Genomic DNA, 20297 nt, shown 5'->3' with positions numbered 1-20297 from the left:
AAAATCACCAAAAAAATTAGGCTATAGCTTTAATCCTTGAAACCATTAAGGCGATTAGGATTCCAAAAACACCTATGAAGGCAAATGAAAATCGCAAACTCGACAATTCGGCAATGTAGCCAATGACGGGCGGTCCCATTAAAAAACCTAAAAAGCTCACGCTTGAGACTATCGTTAGCGCTTCGCCAGGTGGCACTGATGGGTTTTTTCCTGCAACACTATAAACAGTGGGCACAATCGTAGAAACGCCAAGCCCCACTATCATAAACGAAAGTGTACACGGGATGATGTATGGAAAAAATACGGCTATGAATAGTCCAGTTGAAATCATAAAACCACCAATTTGTATTACAGGCTTTCTTCCGAATTTACGTATTAACCCGTCCCCTAAAAATCGTCCGCTAGCCATCATAATCATAAATGAAGCATATCCTAGGATAACCAATGGACCTGGAGCTTTAACGATTTCTTTAAAATAAACACCACTCCAGTCAAACATGACTCCTTCGCTTGCCATGCAGCAAAATCCGATGACGCCCAACCAAAGGAGCGCACTATCTGGTTTCGTGAAAAACTTTTTACTTTCAGGTTTGATTTTATCTTTGGTTGGAATCAAAAACCGATAGTTAAAAACCATTAACAACAATACGATTACCGCCACTATCAAAAAATGGATGTAGGGTGATAAACCAAGAGCCAACATTCCCAAGCCAAGGATGGCTCCAGAAAACCCTGCAAAACTCCATGCTCCGTGAAAAGACCCCATAATGGTTTTTTTAAAAAGGACTTCGGTATAAACTCCTTGGGTATTTACGGCAATATTACAAAGATTTCCAAAAACCCCAAATGCAAACAATCCTAAGGCCAAATTCCAGGATTGAGTGGCGAGCCCAAGATTAGTCAAACTAAAAACATATAATAACAAAGAAAAGACCAAGACTTTATAGCTGCTAAATCGGGTAACTAATTTTCCCGAAAAAGGCATAATAACTAATTGACCTAAAGGCAAGGCAAATAAAATAGTGCCTAAATCGCCTTCACTCAAATGAAGCGCCGTTTTTATATCCGGAATTCTACTGGCCCACGTGGCAAATGTCAATCCCATGGCGCAATAAAATAGAGATACCGCCCATCGAATCCGATTCAGATAAGAAGCTTTTGCGTTCTTATAGCTCTTTTCGTATTTGGTTTTTGTCTGGAAACGGGTAATAAAATTTAAATCTATCAAATCAACTCAGTATTAAAATTTGGAATTCAAAAATATGAAAATCAAATCATTGCAGTTCGTTAGGAGCTGCATGAAAATCAGAACTTTTATAAAACTATAAAAACATTACCCTTTTTTCTTGATTACTTTGTATGGAAGCTTCAATAATTTGCATCACTTTTAGTCCATCTTCCGATGTCACCGGTACTTGTTTGTCGTAAACAATAGCGTCATGCAGGCCCTCAAAAAAGTCATAATAATTTCCCGAAAGCGTGGGCACTTTTTTATGAATAATCGCGCCGTCTTTTTCAGTATGCAAAATGCCTTCCTGAGCAGGTGTTTCTTTTCCCCAGTGTATTAAATCGGGTTTTTTTCCAGCCTTTAAATCATCTTCCTGAACATCCCCACGAGATTTTAAAAAAGACCCTTTTTTGCCATGAAGAACATATGAAGGAATGGCCTCTCGAACAAAAAAACTGGCTTTCAATCGCACGCTAAAACTGGAATAATACAATAATAGATCAATATAATCGTCAACTGCCGAGTGGCTACGGGTAATTCGGATATCTGCAAAAACAGCATCGGGGAACCCAAACAAATGTAGTGCTTGGTCGATAAGATGTGGGCCTAAATCTTTTAAAATTCCGGCACCTGGATTGCGTGATTCTTTATGTTGTTTTGGGCTTAAATTGGGATTGTATCGGTCAAAATGGAATTCAGCTTCAACTAGATCTCCTAAAATGCCTTGAGAATAAATGGCTTTCACCGTTTTGAAATCACTATCCCATCTTCTGTTTTGAAAAACGGCCAATTTCAACCCTTTTGATTTTGCCAGGGCGTGTAGTTCTTCGGCTTCGGCAACAGTTGTAGTAAAAGCTTTTTCCACCACAATGTGCTTTCCGGCAAGCAATGCTTTTTTTGCATATTCAAAATGGGTTTCGACTGGCGTATTCACGATGACCAAATCAATATCATCTTCCAACAAAGAGTCTAATGACGAATAACTTTTGGTGTCGGGATATTCTTCCTGAATCTTTTTTTGGCTTCTTTCCCAAGAACCAACCAATTCAAAACCGGTATGGAAACTCAAAAATGGCGCGTGAAACACTTTTCCCGACATTCCGTAGGAGAGTAGTGCGGTTTTTACTTTTTGCATCTTATTTTGTTTTTGCTCTTTCATATTGTTTAGGCCAAGTAACGTCGGCTTCTAGTTCTTCGGCAAAGGTTAAAGCCAAATGCGGATTCCGCAATGATTCTCTTGCAAACAAAACGAGATCCGCTTTGTTGGTGTCAATAATCGATTCTGCCTGACTTGCTTTAGTAATTAAACCCACTGCTCCAGTCAATATTCCAACTTCATTTGTAATTCTTTCGGCAAAAGGAACCTGATAATTTGGCTCTATCGGAATTTTTTGGTGCGATACCACCCCTCCGGAAGATACATCAATTAAATCTACTCCTTTCTCTTTTAATATTTTACAAAGTTCTACGGATTCTTCGATATTCCAGCCTCCAGCTGCCCAATCCGTTGCGGAAATTCTAACAAATAAGGGAAGATCCACAGGCCATTCTGATTGTACTGCTTCTAAAACCTCCAAAACCAAACGAATTCTGTTTTCGAAGTTTCCCCCATAAGAATCGGTTCTAAAATTGGATAATGGCGAAAGAAACTGATGCAATAAATAGCCATGAGCGGCATGAATCTCTAATACTTTATAGCCAGCAAGTACGGCTCTTTTAGTAGTCGATTTAAAATCGGAAATGACTTTTTGAATGCCAACTTGATTCAACGAAACAGGGATTTTCTCATTATCGTGATATCCAACGGCACTTGGCGCAACTGCATTCCAACCACCCTGACTTTCGTCTAATTTTTTATTGCCGTTCCAAGGAGCGGAAACACTTGCTTTTCTTCCCGCATGCGCCAGTTGGATCCCGGGAATCGCATCTTGTTCAATAATAAAACGGCAAATGGATTGTAGTTTTTCGATATGTTCGTCTTTCCACAGTCCCAAATCGCCAGGCGAAATTCTGCCTTCTGGAGAAACCGCAGTCGCTTCCTGAATGATTAATGCCGCACCGCCAATGGCACGACTTCCAAGGTGTACCAAATGCCAATTGTTAGCAAAGCCATCTTGGGCGGAATATTGGCACATGGGAGAAATAACAATTCTGTTTTTAAACGTAACGCTTTTTATTTGGAGAGTTGAAAATAATTTTGACGACATATAAAGACTTTTTAATAAAAAAAACAATTCTGAAAAAAAAGTAAAGTTACAAGAGATAGGTTGCAGTTTAAATCCAAATTTCCATATTTAACAAACATTTAAAACCGTACGGAAATAATATACCACAATAAATAAATAGAAAACCTTACTTTTGTGCGTTATTTAGAAACAGAAAATTAAAAAATGGAAATAGTTATCAAGTTATCTCAATTTTTATTGAGTTTGTCCTTACTGATTATACTGCACGAATTGGGACATTTTATTCCTGCTAAGTTGTTTAAAACCAGAGTAGAAAAATTCTACTTGTTCTTCGATATAAAATATTCCTTATTGAAAAAGAAAATTGGCGAAACCGAATACGGTATTGGTTGGTTGCCTTTGGGTGGATATGTGAAAATATCGGGAATGATTGACGAAAGCATGGACAAGGAACAAATGGCCTTGCCTCCGCAACCTTGGGAATTCCGATCTAAACCAGCTTGGCAACGCTTGATTATTATGTTGGGTGGTGTCACCGTAAACTTTATTTTAGCCTTTATCATTTATATCGGAATGACATTTGCTTATGGCGATTTGTATCTCAACAATTCAGAAGTAAAAGATGGTGTTTGGATATCTAATCCCGTGGTGGAAAAAATTGGATTAAAAACCGGAGATAAAATCCTCGCTGTTGATGGCAATAAAATAAAAAAATTTGACGAAATCAACGAAAAAATCCTTCTTGGAAAAGAAGTAACTGTTGAACGTGCCGGAGCAGAACAAAAAATTGCCTTACCAGTTGATTTTATTGACAAACTATTGAAGGGCGTAAAAATTTCGATTGTGGAATTAAGAGTGCCCTTTGTTGTGACTGGTACAGAAGAAAATTCGCCTAACAAAACAGTTGTTCAGCCCAAAGACATCATCACCAGTTTTAACGGAACGTCCATCAAATACGCCGATGAATTGTTTGCTTTAGTAAAAGAGGTAAAAGGAAAAACGGTTCCCGCCATCGTAAAAAGAAAGGATAAAGAAGTTGCTATTTCACTAACTGTTAATGACAGCGCTAAAATGGGAATAGGATATGCCGGTAGATTGCCTTATGACAATTTGGAAAAATTAGGGTTGTACCATGTTAGTAAGCAAGATTATGGGTTCTTCGAATCTTTTCCGATTGGTATAGAAAAAGGAAAAAATCAATTGGTTGGTTACGGGAAACAACTAAAAATGATCTTCAATCCAAAAACGGGAGCTTACAAAGGTGTTGGTGGTTTTGCTGCGATTTTTAATATTTTCCCTAACACTTGGAGCTGGGAGGTTTTCTGGAGTATTACCGCTTTACTTTCTATTATGCTTGGTGTGATGAATCTATTGCCAATTCCCGCACTTGACGGCGGACATGTGATGTTCTTGTTGTATGAAATGATCAGTGGCAAAAAACCAAGTGACAAGTTTATGGAAAACGCCCAAATGGTTGGTTTCGTTTTACTTATCACGTTGTTGTTATTTGCAAACGGAAATGATATTTATAAAGCAATTGTAGGGAAATAATTTTTTTTGAAATTTTATCGCATTTTGTTTGCGAAAATTAAATTTCGCACTATATTTGCACCGCTTTAAAAGTGAAACACACTTTCCTTCTTAGCTCAGTTGGTTAGAGCATCTGACTGTTAATCAGAGGGTCCTTGGTTCGAGCCCAAGAGAGGGAGCAAGCAACAATAAGCCTTTACAGAGATGTAGAGGCTTTTTTGTTTTAGCCCCGTGTTCAGCGGATTTTTTTTTTGTTATTGAATTTGGTAAATTCGAAAAATAATATTTATTTAGTGGAAGAGTACAAAAAAAGTAGAACCCAGCCACATAAAATCCTGATTGTATTATGAAAAAAATCCATGTTCATTTTCTGTTAATCGCATTGCTTTTTTCTTTGATTTGCTGTAAAACCAACAAATTATCAAACAGTGATAATGGTCAAATCAGCGGTCATCCAGCTTGGATTATGCAAGGCAATATTTATGAAGTTAACGTGCGCCAATACACGCCCGAAGGAACTTTAAATGCGTTTGCAAAACATCTTGACCGATTGAAATCGATGGGAGTAGAAACGATTTGGTTCATGCCTCTTAACCCTATTAGCAAAGTGGGCAGAAAAGGTTCTTTAGGGAGTTATTACGCCGTTTCTGATTACACGAAACTTAATCCTGAATTCGGAACAATGGAAGACTTTAAGAAAGTTGTACAATCCATTCACCAAAAAGGGATGAAAGTAATAATTGACTGGGTGCCCAATCATACTGGAGCAGACCATCGTTGGCTTACACAACAACCTAATTTTTTTGTAAAAGACAAATCTGGGAAGGCAGCCGTTGCTTTTGATTGGGACGACACCCGACAGCTGGACTATAAAAACCAAGTAATGCAAGACAGTATGGTTGCTGCAATGAAATTTTGGATTAAAGACACGGATATAGACGGATTAAGATGTGATGTTGCATGGAATGTTCCTGCTTCCTTTTGGCGTAAGTCAATCCCACAATTAAAAAAAATGAAGAATGTTTTTATGCTTGCGGAAGGGGATAGTACCTATCTTCCAAAAAGTGGTTTTGATGCTGTATATCCTTGGCACATGTTTAAAATGATGGAGAAAATTGCAAAAGGCGAAAAACCAGCATCTGGTTTGGATAGCATAAATAAAGAAAATGAGACTCGATATCCTGAAAATACAATTCAAATGTATTTTACCAGCAATCATGATGAAAATAGTTGGAATCATGCCGATTTTGGGAGTTTTCCTGGAGATGTACATGCGCCATTTGCCGTATTTACTCAAACCATGAAAAATAGCGTTCCATTAATTTATAGCGGACAAGAAGAACCCGTATTAAGAGCCTTGAAGTTTTTTGATAAAGATCCTATGACTTTTAAAAATTTTCAAAGAGAAAAATTCTATAAAACACTGCTTGCTCTTAGAAAAAGAAATACTGCGCTTTCTGCTGATGCTTCATTCAAAAAAATAGATGTTGGAAACGAAAATGCCATTTATGCTTATACAAGAGAAAATGGAAACCAAAAAGTATTTGTAATTCTAAATTTATCAGGAAGCGAGCAGGCAATTTCTATAAAAGACAAATCATTAATAGGAAATACACACAGTGTTTTTGAACAAAAAGAGGTGCTTTTAAATAGTGCCGAAAGGACTATTAAACCTTGGGGGTATGAAATTTATGAATACTAATCTATCAGAAATATAATCCTTGATTTAACCCCAGTGAAATCAAATTATTCAAATCAAACGAATAGTCTTTTTTATTTTAGCTCCGTAGTTCAACGGATAGAATGGGAGTTTCCTAAACTTTTGATTCGGGTTCGATTCCCGACGGAGCTACTAAAAACAATTGCTGCAATCGTGATTTTTTGGTTTGAATAAACCAAGACAAACCATAATGCAGTGCCATTCAGGTAAAACGTAATTCGATTTGCATTTCTGGATTAGAAACCAACTTTAATCAATCTATGTTTTTTAATTCTCTTTCTTTTGCTGTTTTTTTACCAATAATTTTTCTGCTGTATTGGTTTGTTTTTTCAAAATCGAAACTAACACAAAACGGTTTGTTGTTACTGGCGAGCTATTTTTTTTACTCCTGTTGGGATTGGCGCTTTCTTTTTTTATTGCTTTTCTCCACGTTTTTGGATTATTATACCGGGATTCAAATTGAAAATAGCGACTCTAAAAAAAAGAGAAAAATTTGGTTTTGGCTAAGCATTGGAACCAATCTTGGTTTTTTGGGAGTCTTTAAATACTATGATTTTTTTGCCCTCTCTCTTTCGAATCTGTTGTCGAATGTCGGAATCAAAGAAAACCCATTGCTCTTGCATTGGATACTGCCCGTGGGAATCTCCTTTTATACCTTTCACGGATTATCTTATGTAATTGACATTTACAAATCCCGAATCAAAGCCGAACACAATCCTATCGATTATGCCTTGTTTGTGAGTTATTTTCCGTTGCTGGTTGCCGGTCCCATTGAACGAGCCACACATTTATTGCCTCAGGTAAAAGAGAAAAGAAGCTTTAACTTTCAGCAGGCAAAAGATGGAGTTTTCATGATTGTATGGGGATTGGTCAAGAAAGTTGTGATTGCGGATACGTGCGCCACTTATGCCAATGCCATTTTTGACCATTATGAATCCATGAATGCGCTGTCACTTGCTCTGGGAGCCGTCTATTTCGCCTTCCAAATTTACGGGGATTTCTCAGGCTATTCGGATATGGCGATAGGGATTTCTAAATTGTTCGGACTTGAACTGTTGCGAAATTTCAACTATCCCTATTTTTCCCGAGACATAGCCGAATTTTGGAGACGTTGGCACATTTCATTATCGTCGTGGTTTAGGGATTATGTCTATATCCCTCTTGGCGGAAGTAAAGGAAGTAAAGTAAAACAGGTTCGTAATGTTTTCATCATTTTCCTGTTGAGTGGTTTTTGGCATGGAGCCAATTGGACCTATATTGCTTGGGGATTCATCAATGCGCTGTATTTTTTACCGCTTTTGCTTCGGAATAAAAATCGCTCAAATATTGAAGTTATTTCGCTAAAATGGAATCTGGATTCGGTCAAGGTCATTCTTAGCATATTGATGACTTTTGTTTTAACGTGCTTGGCTTGGGTTTTTTTTAGGGCTAAATCGATTACAGCGGCATTTGACTATATCAAAAGAATGGCGACCAACGGTATTTTTCAATCACAATATTTAGCGAACCGCCGCTACAATTATGAAATTCTGATTTTAATCCTGATTTTTGTCTCTGTAGAATGGAACAACAGAATCAAACAGGAACCCATTTCAGGACGTTTTTCCATACTACGACTTGCTTTATGTTTTGGCGCAATTTTGGCTCTCGGAACCTACTCTGATTACAAAGCATTCATCTATTTCCAATTCTAATGAAACAGTTTCTACTACTTGTCGTTAAAGCTTTTGTCTTACTCTATCTGATTGCTTGGGTTTTAGATTTGGCGTACACACAAGTCTATTTGCATTCTTCAAAACGCGGGAAGGTGGAAGCAGTATTTAACGGAAAGCCCAAAAAATATGACGTGGTGATTTTGGGAACTTCTCGAGCGAACAACCATTTTGTTCCTGAACTTTTTGAAAAAAAAGGACTAAAAACCTTTAACTACGGAATGAGTGGCTCTCATTTATTTGAAACCTCTTTGTTATTGGAACTCATGATAGAACGTAAGTTTCAAATGAAGTGCATTATTCTGGAAGCCGATTTGAGTTTAAGCAACGACAAAAGAGACGAGGGAACCACTGCGCGCTACTTGCCTTTTCTGCATCATTCAAAGGCCATTGCTAACCATTTTCGGCAGGAAAAGGAATTTTATGGGTGGTGTTGTATCCCATTTTACCGCTATATCGAATACGATTCACAAATAGGTTTCAGGGAAATGTACGAGTCACTTCTGGGTAAAACCACTAGTAATTTAGATAACGGAGGATATTATCCCTTGCACACAAAAAATGAGGCCAATATGAAAAACAACTATCAAAGTTTAAATCCCTTGCATAACAAATACTACGAAAAAATAAAACAAATTTGTAAATCAAACAACATTCGCCTCATTACAGTCACAACTCCTGTTTGTGAAAACGTAAAAGGAATGGACTATTTTCAAAAAGTCACCGAAATGTATCCGGAAATACACAATTTAGAAAACTTTGTTCAAGGTGATGAATACTTCTCGTCATGTGGACACCTGAATGACAAAGGCGCTAGGTTATTTACCCAAAAAGTAATAAACCTGTTTTTTAGTGAAAAATAAGTGTTTGTTCCTGACTAGTTCTTTATTTACCAGAAAGGTATGCCGTCGGTTGATGTCTTTTAGTCCAATCGTTATGGAATAACCCCGCTCTAAATTCCGTTTAGTTTTCCGCCATTATGATTATTAGATAATATCAATATTTTATAAATTATTTAATGATGTTTTATTAATTAGTATCAGTTTTTTAGCAATAACTATTAAATGAAGCCGTTTAAATGGCCAAAAGAGGGCAAAAATATAGAAGTCAAAAAAAATGTACGATGGGAATTAAAGCCTTCATACCCCCAAATGACTTTACGTGGAAATTGACCCCAAAAAGAATTGTTCCAGTTTGTTCATTTTTCACAAGTTATTGAAAATGAAAAATAAAAGAGACCGAATTTTGTAATAACTAACAATTCTTAAATCCTTATATTTGTATCGAAAATTAATTATTTTATGAAAAAGTCCCTTAAAGCGTTTCTTGTTCTCATCACCCCTATGTTATTTCTTCTTATTGTCACTGGCTGCAACAAGGCAAAATCAGCAGAAGCATTAGCTGAAAATTTAATAACAGTTAAGGAAACTTCTGTCCTTGTGTCAAAAGAGAAATCACTAACAATTGATACCGCCGACTACGATAAAAGAATGTTGGCATTAAGTAATAAGGACACAACGGGAAGATGGCCGGTAAAAGCGCCATATCCATTGCCGGGAGCTGTTTTGCCTTATAACAGAATCATTGCATTTTACGGGAATTTATATTCTAAGAGGATGGGGATTTTAGGAGAACTCCCAAAACAAGAAATGCTAAAAAAATTACAGGGAGAAGTTGCCAAATGGCAAGCCGCAGATCCTACAGTGAAAACAATTCCCGCTTTGCATTATATTGCTACCACTGCTCAAGGGAAGCCGGGAAAAGACAACAAATACCGCATGCGTTTGGCCACACGTCAGATAGATACCGTCATAAAATGGGCTAAACCTATCAATGCGTTGGTGTTTGTGGATATTCAGGTAGGCCATAGTACGGTAAAAGACGAGGTGGTTCCGCTAGAAAAATTTCTTATACTACCCAATGTTCATTTGGGGATTGATCCCGAATTTTCGATGAAAAACGGGGAGGTACCGGGAACCAAAATTGGCACCTTTAATGCCGAAGATATCAATGACGCTATAGATTTCTTGGCCAACTTGGTGCGAAAAAACAATCTTCCACCAAAAATATTAATCGTGCATCGTTTTACCCAAGGCATGGTTAGGGGTTACGAAAAAATTAAAAAAGTGCCTGAAGTACAAGTTGTGATGGACATGGACGGATTTGGCGATAAAGTATTGAAAAAATCAACCTACTTGCGCTATATTTTTAGAGAACCGGTTCAATTTACGGGATTCAAGTTGTTTTATAAAAATGACATTAAAAAAGACAGCAATGGCATGTACACTCCGGAAGAACTTCTGAAGTTCAAGCCTCAGCCAATCTATATACAATACCAATAATTTGACATAACCATGAAAAATAGACTATTTTCATTCTTCATCCTATTGATTTTGTTTTCTAGTTGTCAAAAGGAACAAAGCAAATTAAAAAAAGAAGCAACTTCTATTCGTGATCAGGTTAAAGTGGAGTCGCCTAAAAAACAGATGGCTGACGCTACTACAATTCTTTCCAGAAAGGAAGTGCCTATATTGTGTTATCACAACATCAAAAATATTACTGCCAGTACCAGTGAATTTGCTACGGTCTATACCGTGACTCCGGCCGCTTTTGCGGAACAAATGAAAATTTTGTCCGATAATGGCTATCATACTATTTTGCCCAATCAATTGGAAGACTATCTGGTATATGATAAGCCCTTGCCGTCAAATCCGGTGATGATTACGTTTGATGATACCCGAGAAGAACAGTTCAGTATAGGGGCTGCCGAAATGAAAAAATACGGTTTCAAAGGGGTGTATTTTATAATGACGGTTTCAATCAATCGTCCGAATTACATGACTAAAGAGCAAATCAAGAATTTATCTGACAATGGGCATGAAGTTGCCGCGCATACTTGGGATCACCACATGGTCACTAAATATGAGGGTGCCGATTGGGGAACTCAACTGGTAAAACCTAAAAAGAAATTGGAAGACATCATTGGCAAGCCAGTGAACTATTTTGCCTATCCTTTTGGATTGTGGAACCATTCTGTTATTCCAGAAGTTAAAAATAGCGGTTACAAGTTGGCATTCATTCTGTCCACAAAGAGAGATTCACTAGAGCCGCTTCATACAGTTAGGCGTATTATTGTTTCCGGTTTTTGGTCAGCTCCTACAATGCTGAAAGAAATGAAATCCTCTTTTAAATAATTGGCTAAGAAAGTTCAGAAAGGATTTTTTAATACTAACTTTGGTTTAACGGTTGTACATTGGATAGCAATCCTACTTCTAGACCAGCTAAATCGCACAAAGCAGATAATTTGTCCTACTTCCTACACTAACCGTTGCTTCTTAAATGGTTTAATAAGGATAAAATCGAACGTTTATTCTTTCTGTTTACGAGAGCAATAGTTCAAGCCGTCAAGCGACAATTGTTTACGGTACATACTAACTTTGGCATTGTTCAAATTCGAAAAATTGTCGTTCAATAAGTAATCAGGATCTTGTTGGAACGTATTATTTTAAGCAGTAGACTTGGGTTTGTTGCACGTCTGTTTTGTAATGTCTTCTTCTTCTAATTTAAATTCAGAAACAGGGCTTCTATTGCTTGAAAGCGACAATTTATTGTTTTTAACGTTAAAATCAATGGGGTTATCTTGTATTATCGCTATTTTTTTAATCGTAACCCAGTTATAATTTGGGGATAAAGTAAAAAATATTTATTTTTCATGGTGTGAAATCAAAAAAATAAAGCGTTTTAATACAAGAATAGTCAAAAAAGAATAGTCAAAAAAAAGAATATCACATAAATTATTAAATAGTCAGCTAAATGACTTTTTTGAATAAAATAAAACTCTATTTTAGTACAAAATACATGAATTTTATATGTAAATGTATTAAAAGTTGAATTTTTAATAATGATGATGATGGAATCGATGCCTAAATTAAACCCAAACGGTTGGGATGAGATGTTTTCTAGTAAAGGAGTGCGGAGCTCTTACCGTCAGGTTATGCAAACTTTACAAAACTTAAACCAAGAACGACTGAACCACAAACAGAATCAGGCGGCTGATTCCTTTATGAACCAAGGAATTACGTTTACTGTTTACGGCGATGATAATCAAGGGATTGAGAGAATTTTCCCCTTTGATATTATCCCCAGAATTATTACCCAAAAAGATTGGCTTGAAGTAGAAACAGGCATAAAACAGCGGCTAAAAGCACTTAATTTGTTTTTAGAGGACATTTATAACGAACAGCAAATAATAAAAGAAGGGATTATTCCGGCTTCATTGATTGCTTCTTGTCCGCACTACATCCAAGAAGTTCACGGGATTAAAGTGCCCCACAACATTCACGTGCACATTGCTGGAATCGATTTGATTCGGGGTGCAAAAGGAGAATTCTATGTGCTGGAAGACAATCTAAGATGTCCAAGCGGTGTGAGCTACATGCTCGAAAACAGAGAAATCACCAAGCGAATATTTCCCAAAATGCTGGCGGCCAACAACGTAAGCATGGTTGGGAATTATCCCATGCTTTTTCACAATATTTTGATTTCTCTATCCCCGCGAAATATTTCCAATCCTAATGTGGTGTTGCTTACACCCGGTATCTATAACTCGGCCTATTACGAACACACATTTTTGGCCAGACAAATGGGTATTCCGCTCGTGGAAGGAAGGGATTTGGTAGTAAACAACAATGTTGTATATATGAAGACCACATCAGGCCTTCATCGGGTGGATGTAATTTACCGACGCTTGGACGACGAGTACCTTGATCCTTTGGTTTTTAAACCCGATAGTACTTTGGGGGTTCCCGGACTAATTAGTGCTTACAAACAGGGGAATGTAGCCCTTGTGAATGCAGTAGGGAATGGTGTGGCCGATGACAAGGCTGTTTATGCTTATGTTCCCGATATGATAAAGTATTACCTCAATGAAGAGCCTATTCTTAAAAATGTCCCTACCTACCAAATGGAAAATCTGGAGGAGAGAGAATTGGTATTTGCCGATATGGGAAATATGGTCATTAAAGAAACCAATCAAAGTGGCGGATACGGAATGGTTATGGGTAATAAAGCTACTGATAAAGAATTGAAAAATGCCAAAATTGCCATTGCCAATAATCCAAGAAATTTCATTGCACAGCCCATTATTCAGCTCAGCACGGTGCCTTGTTTGATTGACGGCCAGCTAAAACTGCGGCATGTTGATTTTAGGCCTTATGCCTTGTGCGGGCCTAACGGCGTGGAAATTGTGCCAGGCGGACTTACTCGGGTCGCCTTAACAGAGGGTTCACTAGTGGTCAATTCTTCTCAAGGCGGTGGCAGTAAGGACACTTGGATCGTGAGGTAATTAAAAACGAAAAGTGACGTCTTCGGACTTTTCTAAAAAACAAACAAAATGAAAGTAAACATGCTCAGCCGGGTAGCAGACGGAATGTACTGGCTCAACCGATATATGGAAAGAACAGATGGAATGCTGCTCACCCTAAACACGTCCTATATCTTGTCTTTTGATAAAGAAACTAACGATTGTCAAGGGTACAAGCCCTTGTTGGGGTATTATACCGACTTGTCTCCAAAACAAATTACTGATTCTCAATACGACACGAACTTTGTATTGAAGTACATCATCTGTGACAACCAAAACCAAAATTCCGTAAAAAATCTTGTCATCAAAGCCCGTGAAAACGCAAGGGGGTCTCAAGATAAAATAACAAAAGAACTTTGGGAACACATCAACTCGTTGTATCATTATATGAATTCGCCGGAATTACCTAAAAAACTAGAGACCTATGAGGCACTTGGTATTATTACCAAACTCAATAAAGATCTTTTACTTTATAATGGCATTCTGCACGTTACCATGCCTAGAGGATTGGGATGGTGTTTCATGAGTATTGGTAAACATATAGAACGCTGCCTGCAAACTATTTCTATGACTCAGGCATACTACAGTCCCATCAATTACAATCTTGACGGGGACGAGGATTTGCTGTATTGGAGAAGATTGTTATTGTCCCTTTCTGGTTACGAGTTGTATCTGAAAAGCTACAGCAATATCCCACACAATCGCAAAGTGGTGCAACAGGTAATTTTTAATAGGGATTTCGCGCATTCGGTGATTTATACCCTAGAATTAATAGATACCTATTTAGAGACCCTTTTCAAAGACAACAAATTGAGTGAAGCCAGAACCTTGCAGAATCAATTTGGAAGATTAAAAAGCTACGTCGAGTTTACAGACTATCATCACCTAACTAACCAACAATTGAAAGATGTGCTCAATAATACAACGGCTCAATTGGTGCAGTTTTCAACAGATTTTTCGAAATTATTTTTCTCTTATACGTAATTAAAAATGGCGGTTTTCAAAATAGTACACATTACAAAATACCAATACAATTGGCCCATAAAAGAGAGCATAAATGAAATACGTTTGTTTCCTCATAATTTCGAGAATCAAGATGTACTTCAATACGAACTCTTGATAACCCACAATCCTGAAGTGGAAATTTCAAAGGATTATTATGGGAATCGGGTTGGCAATTTCAATAATTTGGAGGCACATTCCGAAATGACTATCGAATCCAGAATGTTAGTTCGGGTCAATCATTCGCTAAAAATACCTGAAATTGATCCTACCACAATACAAGATTTGGCAGAAGAAAAAGAAAAAAACATTGCCTTACTTCGTCTTTGTTATCCTGAAACAATCCAAAAACAAAATAAAATCGATGCCATATTAAATAAAATAAGTTGTACCGATAAATCTGTTATCGAAATTGCACAACAATGCAACCAATATATTTTTGAAAACTTTACCTATACCAAAGGAATCACCAATATTGAAACCACGGTAGATGAAATTTTGGGAATTAAAAAAGGGGTTTGTCAAGACTTTGCCCACGTACTGTTGCAACTCTTGCGCACTGCTGGCATTCCTTCAAGATATGTGAGCGGTTATATTTGCCCTAACGAAAGCGGACTTAGGGGTGAGGGAGCCACACATGCTTGGGTAGAAATTTACACTCCAACTCAAGGTTGGTTAGGGCTGGATCCTACCAATAATATATGGACGATGGACAATCACATTAAGCTTTCTGTGGGAAGAAATTTTTATGATTGCACCCCCGTTAAAGGAACGTTCAAAGGACTTGCCAGACAAACCCTTTCGGTATGCGTTTCTATAGGGTATGAGGATGGAAGGCATTTCGAAGAAATAAATGACGTACAACTGGAAGAAGTTTCAGTAGAAGAACAGGTGCAACTGGATTATATAGAGCAATTGCACCATCAGCAACAGCAATAAAATTTCAATTAAAAACAAGGCGGAAGTTCTCTTAGTGTATCCAAATGCGGAATTGGATAATTTTCCGAAAATTCCATTAGGTGGATTGAAGCTAATTGAAATCAAAACATTTTAGTTTTTGTAATATACTTAAAAAAACGATTATGAATTTAGCCAACAAGAATATTTTAGTTGCCCCACTAAATTGGGGTCTGGGTCACGCGACACGTTGTATTCCTATCATAAAAGCATTGGAAGCAAATGGTTTTACGCCAATAATCGCTTCAGATGGAATTGCACTCGAAATGTTGAGAAAAGAATTCCCACACCTCCCTACACTAGAACTGCCTTCCTATCAAATTGAATCGGATAAAAGCAGGGCAAATTTAAAATGGGAAATGTTAAAAAATATGCCAAAGATGATTCGCGCTATATTGGATGAGAATAAATTGGTGGAAAAATGGGCGAAAGAATATACTCTTACCGGTATTGTTTCAGACAATCGTCTGGGGGTTTTTAATAAGAGGGTACAATCCGTTTTTATTACTCATCAACTGAAAGTCATGACAGGAAGCACTACTTGGATTACCAGTAAACTATACCAACGGGCTATCAGAAAATTTGATGAATGTTGGGTTCCTGATTTTGAAAAAGGGCCTAATTTAACTGGCACGTTAGGACACGCGGTAAATCATGGCTTGAAATTAAAATACATAGGCCCTTTAGGGCGATTGGAAAAAAAGGAACTTCCCATAAAATATGATTTGATGGTTCTTCTTTCTGGTGCTGAACCCCAACGGGAAATACTGGAAAACATATTGTCACAAAAACTGTTGAATTTTGATGGAGAAATAGTTTTTATCAAAGGAAAATTGGAAAATAGCCAGACAAGGGAGCGGGTAAATAATATTCTGCATTACAACTTTATGACGTCCAATGAACTGGAACGCACTTTTAATGAAAGTAAAGTTGTGCTTTGCCGCTCCGGTTACACCACGGTTATGGATTTGACAAAGTTGGGAAAAAAAGCCTTTTTTATTCCAACGCCCGGGCAATACGAACAGGAATATTTGGCAAAAAAGCTAAAGAGGCAGGGTCTTGTTCCATATGCTAGGCAAGACGATTTTACATTAGAACATTTAAAGGAACTCGATTTGTATAAAGGATTAAATATGGTTGACAATCCCATTCCTTGGAAAAATCTATTTTATCTTTTCGGAAGCGAAACAAGAGCTGTAAAAAAACCTTTTTAGAAGGGTAAGGGGAAATGCGTTAAAGTGCATAGTTTTGACTATTTTTGTGGACAATAAATACTGTGGCAAAATCTATAAAAGAAGTGTCATTTGTAAGTCATAAATCATGAAACTATTCATAACAGGAATATCAACCGATGTAGGTAAAACCATTGCTTCTGCCATTATAACCGAATCGCTCCAGGCCGATTATTGGAAACCTGTTCAAGCAGGGGATTTGGAGAATTCCGACAGTCATAAAATTAAATTGTTTGTTTCCAATACAAAAACGGTAATTCATCCCAATTCATATTCATTTAATACGCCGGCAAGTCCGCATCTTGCTGCCGAAATCGAAGGAATCACAATCGATTTAAACAAAATCGTAGAGCCTATTACCCATAATCATCTTGTCATTGAAGGGGCAGGAGGGATTCTGGTTCCGCTAAATGACAAAAATTGTGTGGTCGACCTCATTCAGCCTGATTACAAAGTTATTCTTGTTTCCCGACATTATTTAGGCAGCATCAATCACACTTTGCTCACCATCGAGGCCTTACAAAATAGAAAGATAGCCATTGCTGGAATTATTTTTAACGGAGTCGAAAATAAAGCTTCGGAAACAATCATTCTAAACAAAACGGGCATAAACTGCATCGGAAGAATAGAACCGGAACCTTATTTCGACAAAAATGTCGTTTTAGAATATGCCGATTTGTTTCGGGAAAAACTATTGGAACTGTAATTTTTTTAAGTCAGTAAATTAAAAATCAAATGAACCTAACAGAAAGAGACAGCCAATGCCTTTGGCATCCTTATACCCAACATAAAACAGCGGCACCTCCTGTTGCCATAGCTAGAGGGGAAGGCGCCTTGCTTTGGGATGACCAAAACAAGGAATATATTGATGCCATTGCTTCCTGGTGGGTCAATCCGTTTGGGCACAGTAACCGCTGTATAGCCGATGCCATATATAAACAACTCACCACATTAGAGCACGTTTTATTTGGCGGATTCACCCATGAACCTGCGATTTTGGTAGCCGAAAAATTGTTGCAAATCCTTCCGGACAATCAAAAGAAAATCTTTTTTTCTGATAACGGTTCCACTGCAGTTGAAGTTGCAATAAAAGTGGCATTGCAATATTTTTATAATTTGGGGAAAAAGAGAACCACCATAATTGCCTTCGAAAATGCCTTTCATGGCGATACTTTTGCAGCCATGGCAGCCAGCGGGATTTCCTTTTATACCCAGGCCTTTCAAGGAATGTTTATTGATGTGGTTCGAATTCCAGTTCCGGTAAAAGGGGAGGAGCAAGCTAGTTTTGATGCGCTTCGTGAGCGGATAAAAACCAATAACTGTGCGGGGTTTATTTTCGAGCCCCTAGTGCAAGGTGCCGCAGGAATGGTGATGTACGAGCCCGAAGCCTTGGATCAGCTCATCCAAATTTGCAAAGAAAACAACGTGCTCACCATTGCCGATGAGGTCATGACGGGTTTTGGAAAAACCGGAAAAACATTCGCCTGTGATTACATTAAAGAACAGCCCGACATGATGTGTTTGTCTAAGGCATTAACGGGCGGAACAATCCCCATGGCGATTACCACATTTACCCAGGAATTATTTGATGGGTTTTATAGCGACGACATCAACAAAGCCTTGTTCCACGGGCATACTTTTACCGCAAATCCTACGGGTTGTGCCGCGGCATTAGCAAGTATGGAGTTGTTGCAAACCCAGGAAATGCAAGAAAATATCGCCAGAGTACATAGGAGCCACTTGGATTTTCAGAAAAAAATCCAGTTGCATCCCAAGGTAACCACCACACGCGTACTCGGGGTAATTTTTGCATTGGAAATCAAAACCGAAGACCACGCTTCTTATTACGGGACTTTGCGCAACAAGCTTTATGATTTTTTTATAGAAAACGGCGTTATTTTGCGTCCCGTTGGGAATATCGTTTACATTTTGCCGCCCTATATCATTACCGAAAAACAATTACAAAAAGTCTATCAAGTTGTAGAAAAAGCAATAGAAATTGCTTAAATTTGGAGCTATTCCTGCTATTCGTTACAATCTGTCCTTTCGAGGAACGAAGCAATCTTTTAAGGAGATTGCCCTATTCCTCTAAAGGGCAGGATTTCCACTTTTATCAGGGCTAAAAATCAATCGAATAACAAGACAATATGGAGCACGTATGAAGGTAGGTGTTATCCATGAAAAAATATATTATGGTGTCCAAAACGATTTCCATTACCGCCATTTCTTCCATTTCTCCCTTAGGGAACAACCCTGAAACCGTTTGGGAAAAGTATCTCAACAACCAACATTGTTTTATTGAAAAAGATTTTGGCAATCAAAAAGCGTTTGCTGCCGTTTTAGACGCAGCTTCGAAGGAAGAAATCGAATCCATAAGACAATTCGACATCAAATACAAATCCTTAGATCCATCGGTATTGTTTGCCATTGCTGCTTCCCGTAAAGCCATTGCCCAATCAGGCTGGACTAAAAACGACATCTTTGGCGTGAATTTGGGCTCTTCTCGTGGCGCGACCGAATTATTTGAAAAACACCATCAGGAATTTTTAGCCACCGGAAAAGCGCAAACCTTAGCGTCACCTACCACCACGCTAGGGAATATTTCATCCTGGGTTGCCCATGATTTGCAGAGTCAAGGGCCCGACATTTCACATTCCATAACCTGCTCTACTGCTTTGCATGCGTTGTTAAATGGCGTGGCATGGCTTCGTGCGGGCATGGCTGATAAATTTTTAGTAGGTGGTAGTGAAGCCCCACTGACCAATTTTACTATTGCCCAAATGAAAGCGCTAAAGATTTATGCACAGTCTAAAGAGGAGCTTGACGTATGGCCTTCCCGCGCTTTAGATTTTGAAAAAAAGCAAAGCACCCTGATTCTTGGCGAAGGGGCAGCGGTTTGTTGTCTAGAAATTGGCAAATCAGCAAATGCATTGGCCTATATTGAAGGCATTGGCTATGCCACGGAAATTTTAGAACACAACATTTCCATTTCGGCGGAAGCCCTATGTTTCCAGAAATCCATGAAAATGGCCTTGGCAAATACTAATGCTGATGAGGTGGATGCCATTGTCATGCATGCGCCCGGAACAAAAGCCGGTGATTTGACGGAATACAAAGCCATCCAAAAAGTATTTGGTTCTCAATTGCCTTTGCTTACTACCAACAAATGGAAAATAGGACATACTTTTGGCGCTTCGGGAATGCTTAGTATTGAATTGGCGATCATGATGATGCAAAGGCAACATTTTATAGGAGTGCCTTTTGTGCCAGTACAACAATCCAAAAAAGTCATCAAGAAAGTATTGGTGAATGCGGTAGGTTTTGGAGGAAATGCCGTGAGTGTTTTACTGTCATTGTAACCAATTAAA

The 20297-nt window shown here is 38.0% G+C and carries 16 protein-coding genes and 2 tRNA genes; 15 read left to right on the top strand and 3 right to left on the bottom strand.

Translation table 11 applies throughout. From position 1 onward, the window contains the following. Nucleotides 1–16 precede the first annotated feature (16 nt). The 3 genes from DB895_RS07785 to DB895_RS07775 all read right to left on the bottom strand — a co-directional run bounded on the left by DB895_RS07785 (nucleotide 17) and on the right by DB895_RS07775 (nucleotide 3435). Entirely contained in the window at nucleotides 17–1228 is a 1212-nt protein-coding gene (locus DB895_RS07785; protein ID WP_116724800.1) for an MFS transporter, read from the bottom strand. 94 nt (nucleotides 1229–1322) lie between these two features. Next, nucleotides 1323–2363: a Gfo/Idh/MocA family oxidoreductase gene (locus DB895_RS07780; RefSeq protein ID WP_116724865.1), complete on the bottom strand. Its 1041-nt coding sequence runs from the start codon at nucleotides 2361–2363 to the stop codon at nucleotides 1323–1325. A 1-nt stretch (nucleotide 2364) separates the two neighbouring features. Next, a complete protein-coding gene (locus DB895_RS07775; RefSeq protein ID WP_116724799.1) occupies nucleotides 2365–3435 on the bottom strand; it encodes an NADH:flavin oxidoreductase/NADH oxidase in 1071 nt (356 codons plus the stop codon). Between the two features lie 183 nt (nucleotides 3436–3618). On the opposite strand from DB895_RS07775, the gene rseP reads away from it, so the two are divergent. The 15 genes from rseP to DB895_RS07700 all read left to right on the top strand — a co-directional run bounded on the left by rseP (nucleotide 3619) and on the right by DB895_RS07700 (nucleotide 20288). After that, a complete protein-coding gene (rseP, locus tag DB895_RS07770) occupies nucleotides 3619–4965 on the top strand; it encodes an RIP metalloprotease RseP (RefSeq protein WP_116724798.1) in 1347 nt (448 codons plus the stop codon). Between the two features lie 84 nt (nucleotides 4966–5049). Beyond that, nucleotides 5050–5123 (top strand) — tRNA-Asn (locus DB895_RS07765). Nucleotides 5124–5290: 167 nt separating this feature from the next. Next, the gene (locus DB895_RS07760) at nucleotides 5291–6646 is read left to right on the top strand and encodes an alpha-amylase family glycosyl hydrolase (RefSeq protein WP_116724797.1); all 1356 of its coding nucleotides are present in this window, start codon (nucleotides 5291–5293) and stop codon (nucleotides 6644–6646) included. Between the two features lie 78 nt (nucleotides 6647–6724). Further along, nucleotides 6725–6796, top strand: a tRNA-Arg gene (locus DB895_RS07755). Nucleotides 6797–6924: 128 nt separating this feature from the next. Next, entirely contained in the window at nucleotides 6925–8358 is a 1434-nt protein-coding gene (locus tag DB895_RS07750) for an MBOAT family O-acyltransferase (protein ID WP_116724796.1), read from the top strand. Next, nucleotides 8358–9239, top strand: coding sequence for a hypothetical protein (locus DB895_RS07745; RefSeq protein ID WP_116724795.1), 882 nt, complete (start codon nucleotides 8358–8360; stop codon nucleotides 9237–9239). The genes DB895_RS07750 and DB895_RS07745 overlap by 1 nt, the downstream gene beginning before the upstream one ends. Nucleotides 9240–9677: 438 nt before the next feature. Beyond that, nucleotides 9678–10718: a hypothetical protein gene (locus DB895_RS07740; RefSeq protein WP_116724794.1), complete on the top strand. Its 1041-nt coding sequence runs from the start codon at nucleotides 9678–9680 to the stop codon at nucleotides 10716–10718. 12 nt (nucleotides 10719–10730) lie between these two features. Then, nucleotides 10731–11570 (top strand): polysaccharide deacetylase family protein, encoded by an 840-nt coding sequence (locus tag DB895_RS07735; protein WP_116724793.1) that lies wholly within the window; start codon nucleotides 10731–10733, stop codon nucleotides 11568–11570. Between the two features lie 707 nt (nucleotides 11571–12277). Then, nucleotides 12278–13720: a circularly permuted type 2 ATP-grasp protein gene (locus tag DB895_RS07730; protein ID WP_317046135.1), complete on the top strand. Its 1443-nt coding sequence runs from the start codon at nucleotides 12278–12280 to the stop codon at nucleotides 13718–13720. A 48-nt stretch (nucleotides 13721–13768) separates the two neighbouring features. Further along, on the top strand, nucleotides 13769–14722 hold the full coding sequence (locus tag DB895_RS07725; RefSeq protein ID WP_116724792.1) for an alpha-E domain-containing protein: 954 nt from the start codon (nucleotides 13769–13771) through the stop codon (nucleotides 14720–14722). Between the two features lie 6 nt (nucleotides 14723–14728). Further along, nucleotides 14729–15679 carry a transglutaminase family protein gene (locus tag DB895_RS07720; protein ID WP_116724791.1) on the top strand — a complete coding sequence of 317 codons (951 nt, stop codon included), beginning with the start codon at nucleotides 14729–14731 and terminating at the stop codon, nucleotides 15677–15679. A gap of 143 nt (nucleotides 15680–15822) precedes the next feature. Beyond that, nucleotides 15823–16911, top strand: a complete 1089-nt coding sequence (locus DB895_RS07715; protein WP_116724790.1) for a glycosyltransferase — start codon at nucleotides 15823–15825, stop codon at nucleotides 16909–16911. 106 nt (nucleotides 16912–17017) lie between these two features. Then, the gene (gene bioD, locus DB895_RS07710; protein ID WP_116724789.1) at nucleotides 17018–17635 is read left to right on the top strand and encodes a dethiobiotin synthase; all 618 of its coding nucleotides are present in this window, start codon (nucleotides 17018–17020) and stop codon (nucleotides 17633–17635) included. Between the two features lie 29 nt (nucleotides 17636–17664). After that, nucleotides 17665–18936: an adenosylmethionine--8-amino-7-oxononanoate transaminase gene (gene bioA, locus DB895_RS07705; RefSeq protein WP_116724788.1), complete on the top strand. Its 1272-nt coding sequence runs from the start codon at nucleotides 17665–17667 to the stop codon at nucleotides 18934–18936. A gap of 170 nt (nucleotides 18937–19106) precedes the next feature. Continuing rightward, nucleotides 19107–20288 (top strand): beta-ketoacyl synthase N-terminal-like domain-containing protein, encoded by a 1182-nt coding sequence (locus DB895_RS07700; RefSeq protein ID WP_243694644.1) that lies wholly within the window; start codon nucleotides 19107–19109, stop codon nucleotides 20286–20288. Nucleotides 20289–20297: the final 9 nt, after the last annotated feature.

The organism is Flavobacterium psychrotolerans (assembly GCF_003097635.1).
Lineage (GTDB): Bacteria > Bacteroidota > Bacteroidia > Flavobacteriales > Flavobacteriaceae > Flavobacterium > Flavobacterium psychrotolerans.
Note: the sequence above shows the minus strand (reverse complement) of the source record. Positions and strands in the feature narration are given on the sequence as shown.

What these genes read in the sequence shown, in the direction of transcription:
- DB895_RS07780 (WP_116724865.1), bottom strand. Translation starts at nt 2,363, where the DNA reads ATGCAAAAAGTAAAAACCGCACTACTCTCCTACGGAATGTCGGGAAAA.
- DB895_RS07775 (WP_116724799.1), bottom strand. Translation starts at nt 3,435, where the DNA reads ATGTCGTCAAAATTATTTTCAACTCTCCAAATAAAAAGCGTTACGTTT.
- rseP (WP_116724798.1), top strand. Translation starts at nt 3,619, where the DNA reads ATGGAAATAGTTATCAAGTTATCTCAATTTTTATTGAGTTTGTCCTTA.
- DB895_RS07760 (WP_116724797.1), top strand. Translation starts at nt 5,291, where the DNA reads ATGAAAAAAATCCATGTTCATTTTCTGTTAATCGCATTGCTTTTTTCT.
- DB895_RS07750 (WP_116724796.1), top strand. Translation starts at nt 6,925, where the DNA reads ATGTTTTTTAATTCTCTTTCTTTTGCTGTTTTTTTACCAATAATTTTT.
- DB895_RS07745 (WP_116724795.1), top strand. Translation starts at nt 8,358, where the DNA reads ATGAAACAGTTTCTACTACTTGTCGTTAAAGCTTTTGTCTTACTCTAT.
- DB895_RS07740 (WP_116724794.1), top strand. Translation starts at nt 9,678, where the DNA reads ATGAAAAAGTCCCTTAAAGCGTTTCTTGTTCTCATCACCCCTATGTTA.
- DB895_RS07735 (WP_116724793.1), top strand. Translation starts at nt 10,731, where the DNA reads ATGAAAAATAGACTATTTTCATTCTTCATCCTATTGATTTTGTTTTCT.
- DB895_RS07730 (WP_317046135.1), top strand. Translation starts at nt 12,278, where the DNA reads ATGATGATGATGGAATCGATGCCTAAATTAAACCCAAACGGTTGGGAT.
- DB895_RS07725 (WP_116724792.1), top strand. Translation starts at nt 13,769, where the DNA reads ATGAAAGTAAACATGCTCAGCCGGGTAGCAGACGGAATGTACTGGCTC.
- DB895_RS07720 (WP_116724791.1), top strand. Translation starts at nt 14,729, where the DNA reads ATGGCGGTTTTCAAAATAGTACACATTACAAAATACCAATACAATTGG.
- DB895_RS07715 (WP_116724790.1), top strand. Translation starts at nt 15,823, where the DNA reads ATGAATTTAGCCAACAAGAATATTTTAGTTGCCCCACTAAATTGGGGT.
- bioD (WP_116724789.1), top strand. Translation starts at nt 17,018, where the DNA reads ATGAAACTATTCATAACAGGAATATCAACCGATGTAGGTAAAACCATT.
- bioA (WP_116724788.1), top strand. Translation starts at nt 17,665, where the DNA reads ATGAACCTAACAGAAAGAGACAGCCAATGCCTTTGGCATCCTTATACC.
- DB895_RS07700 (WP_243694644.1), top strand. Translation starts at nt 19,107, where the DNA reads ATGAAAAAATATATTATGGTGTCCAAAACGATTTCCATTACCGCCATT.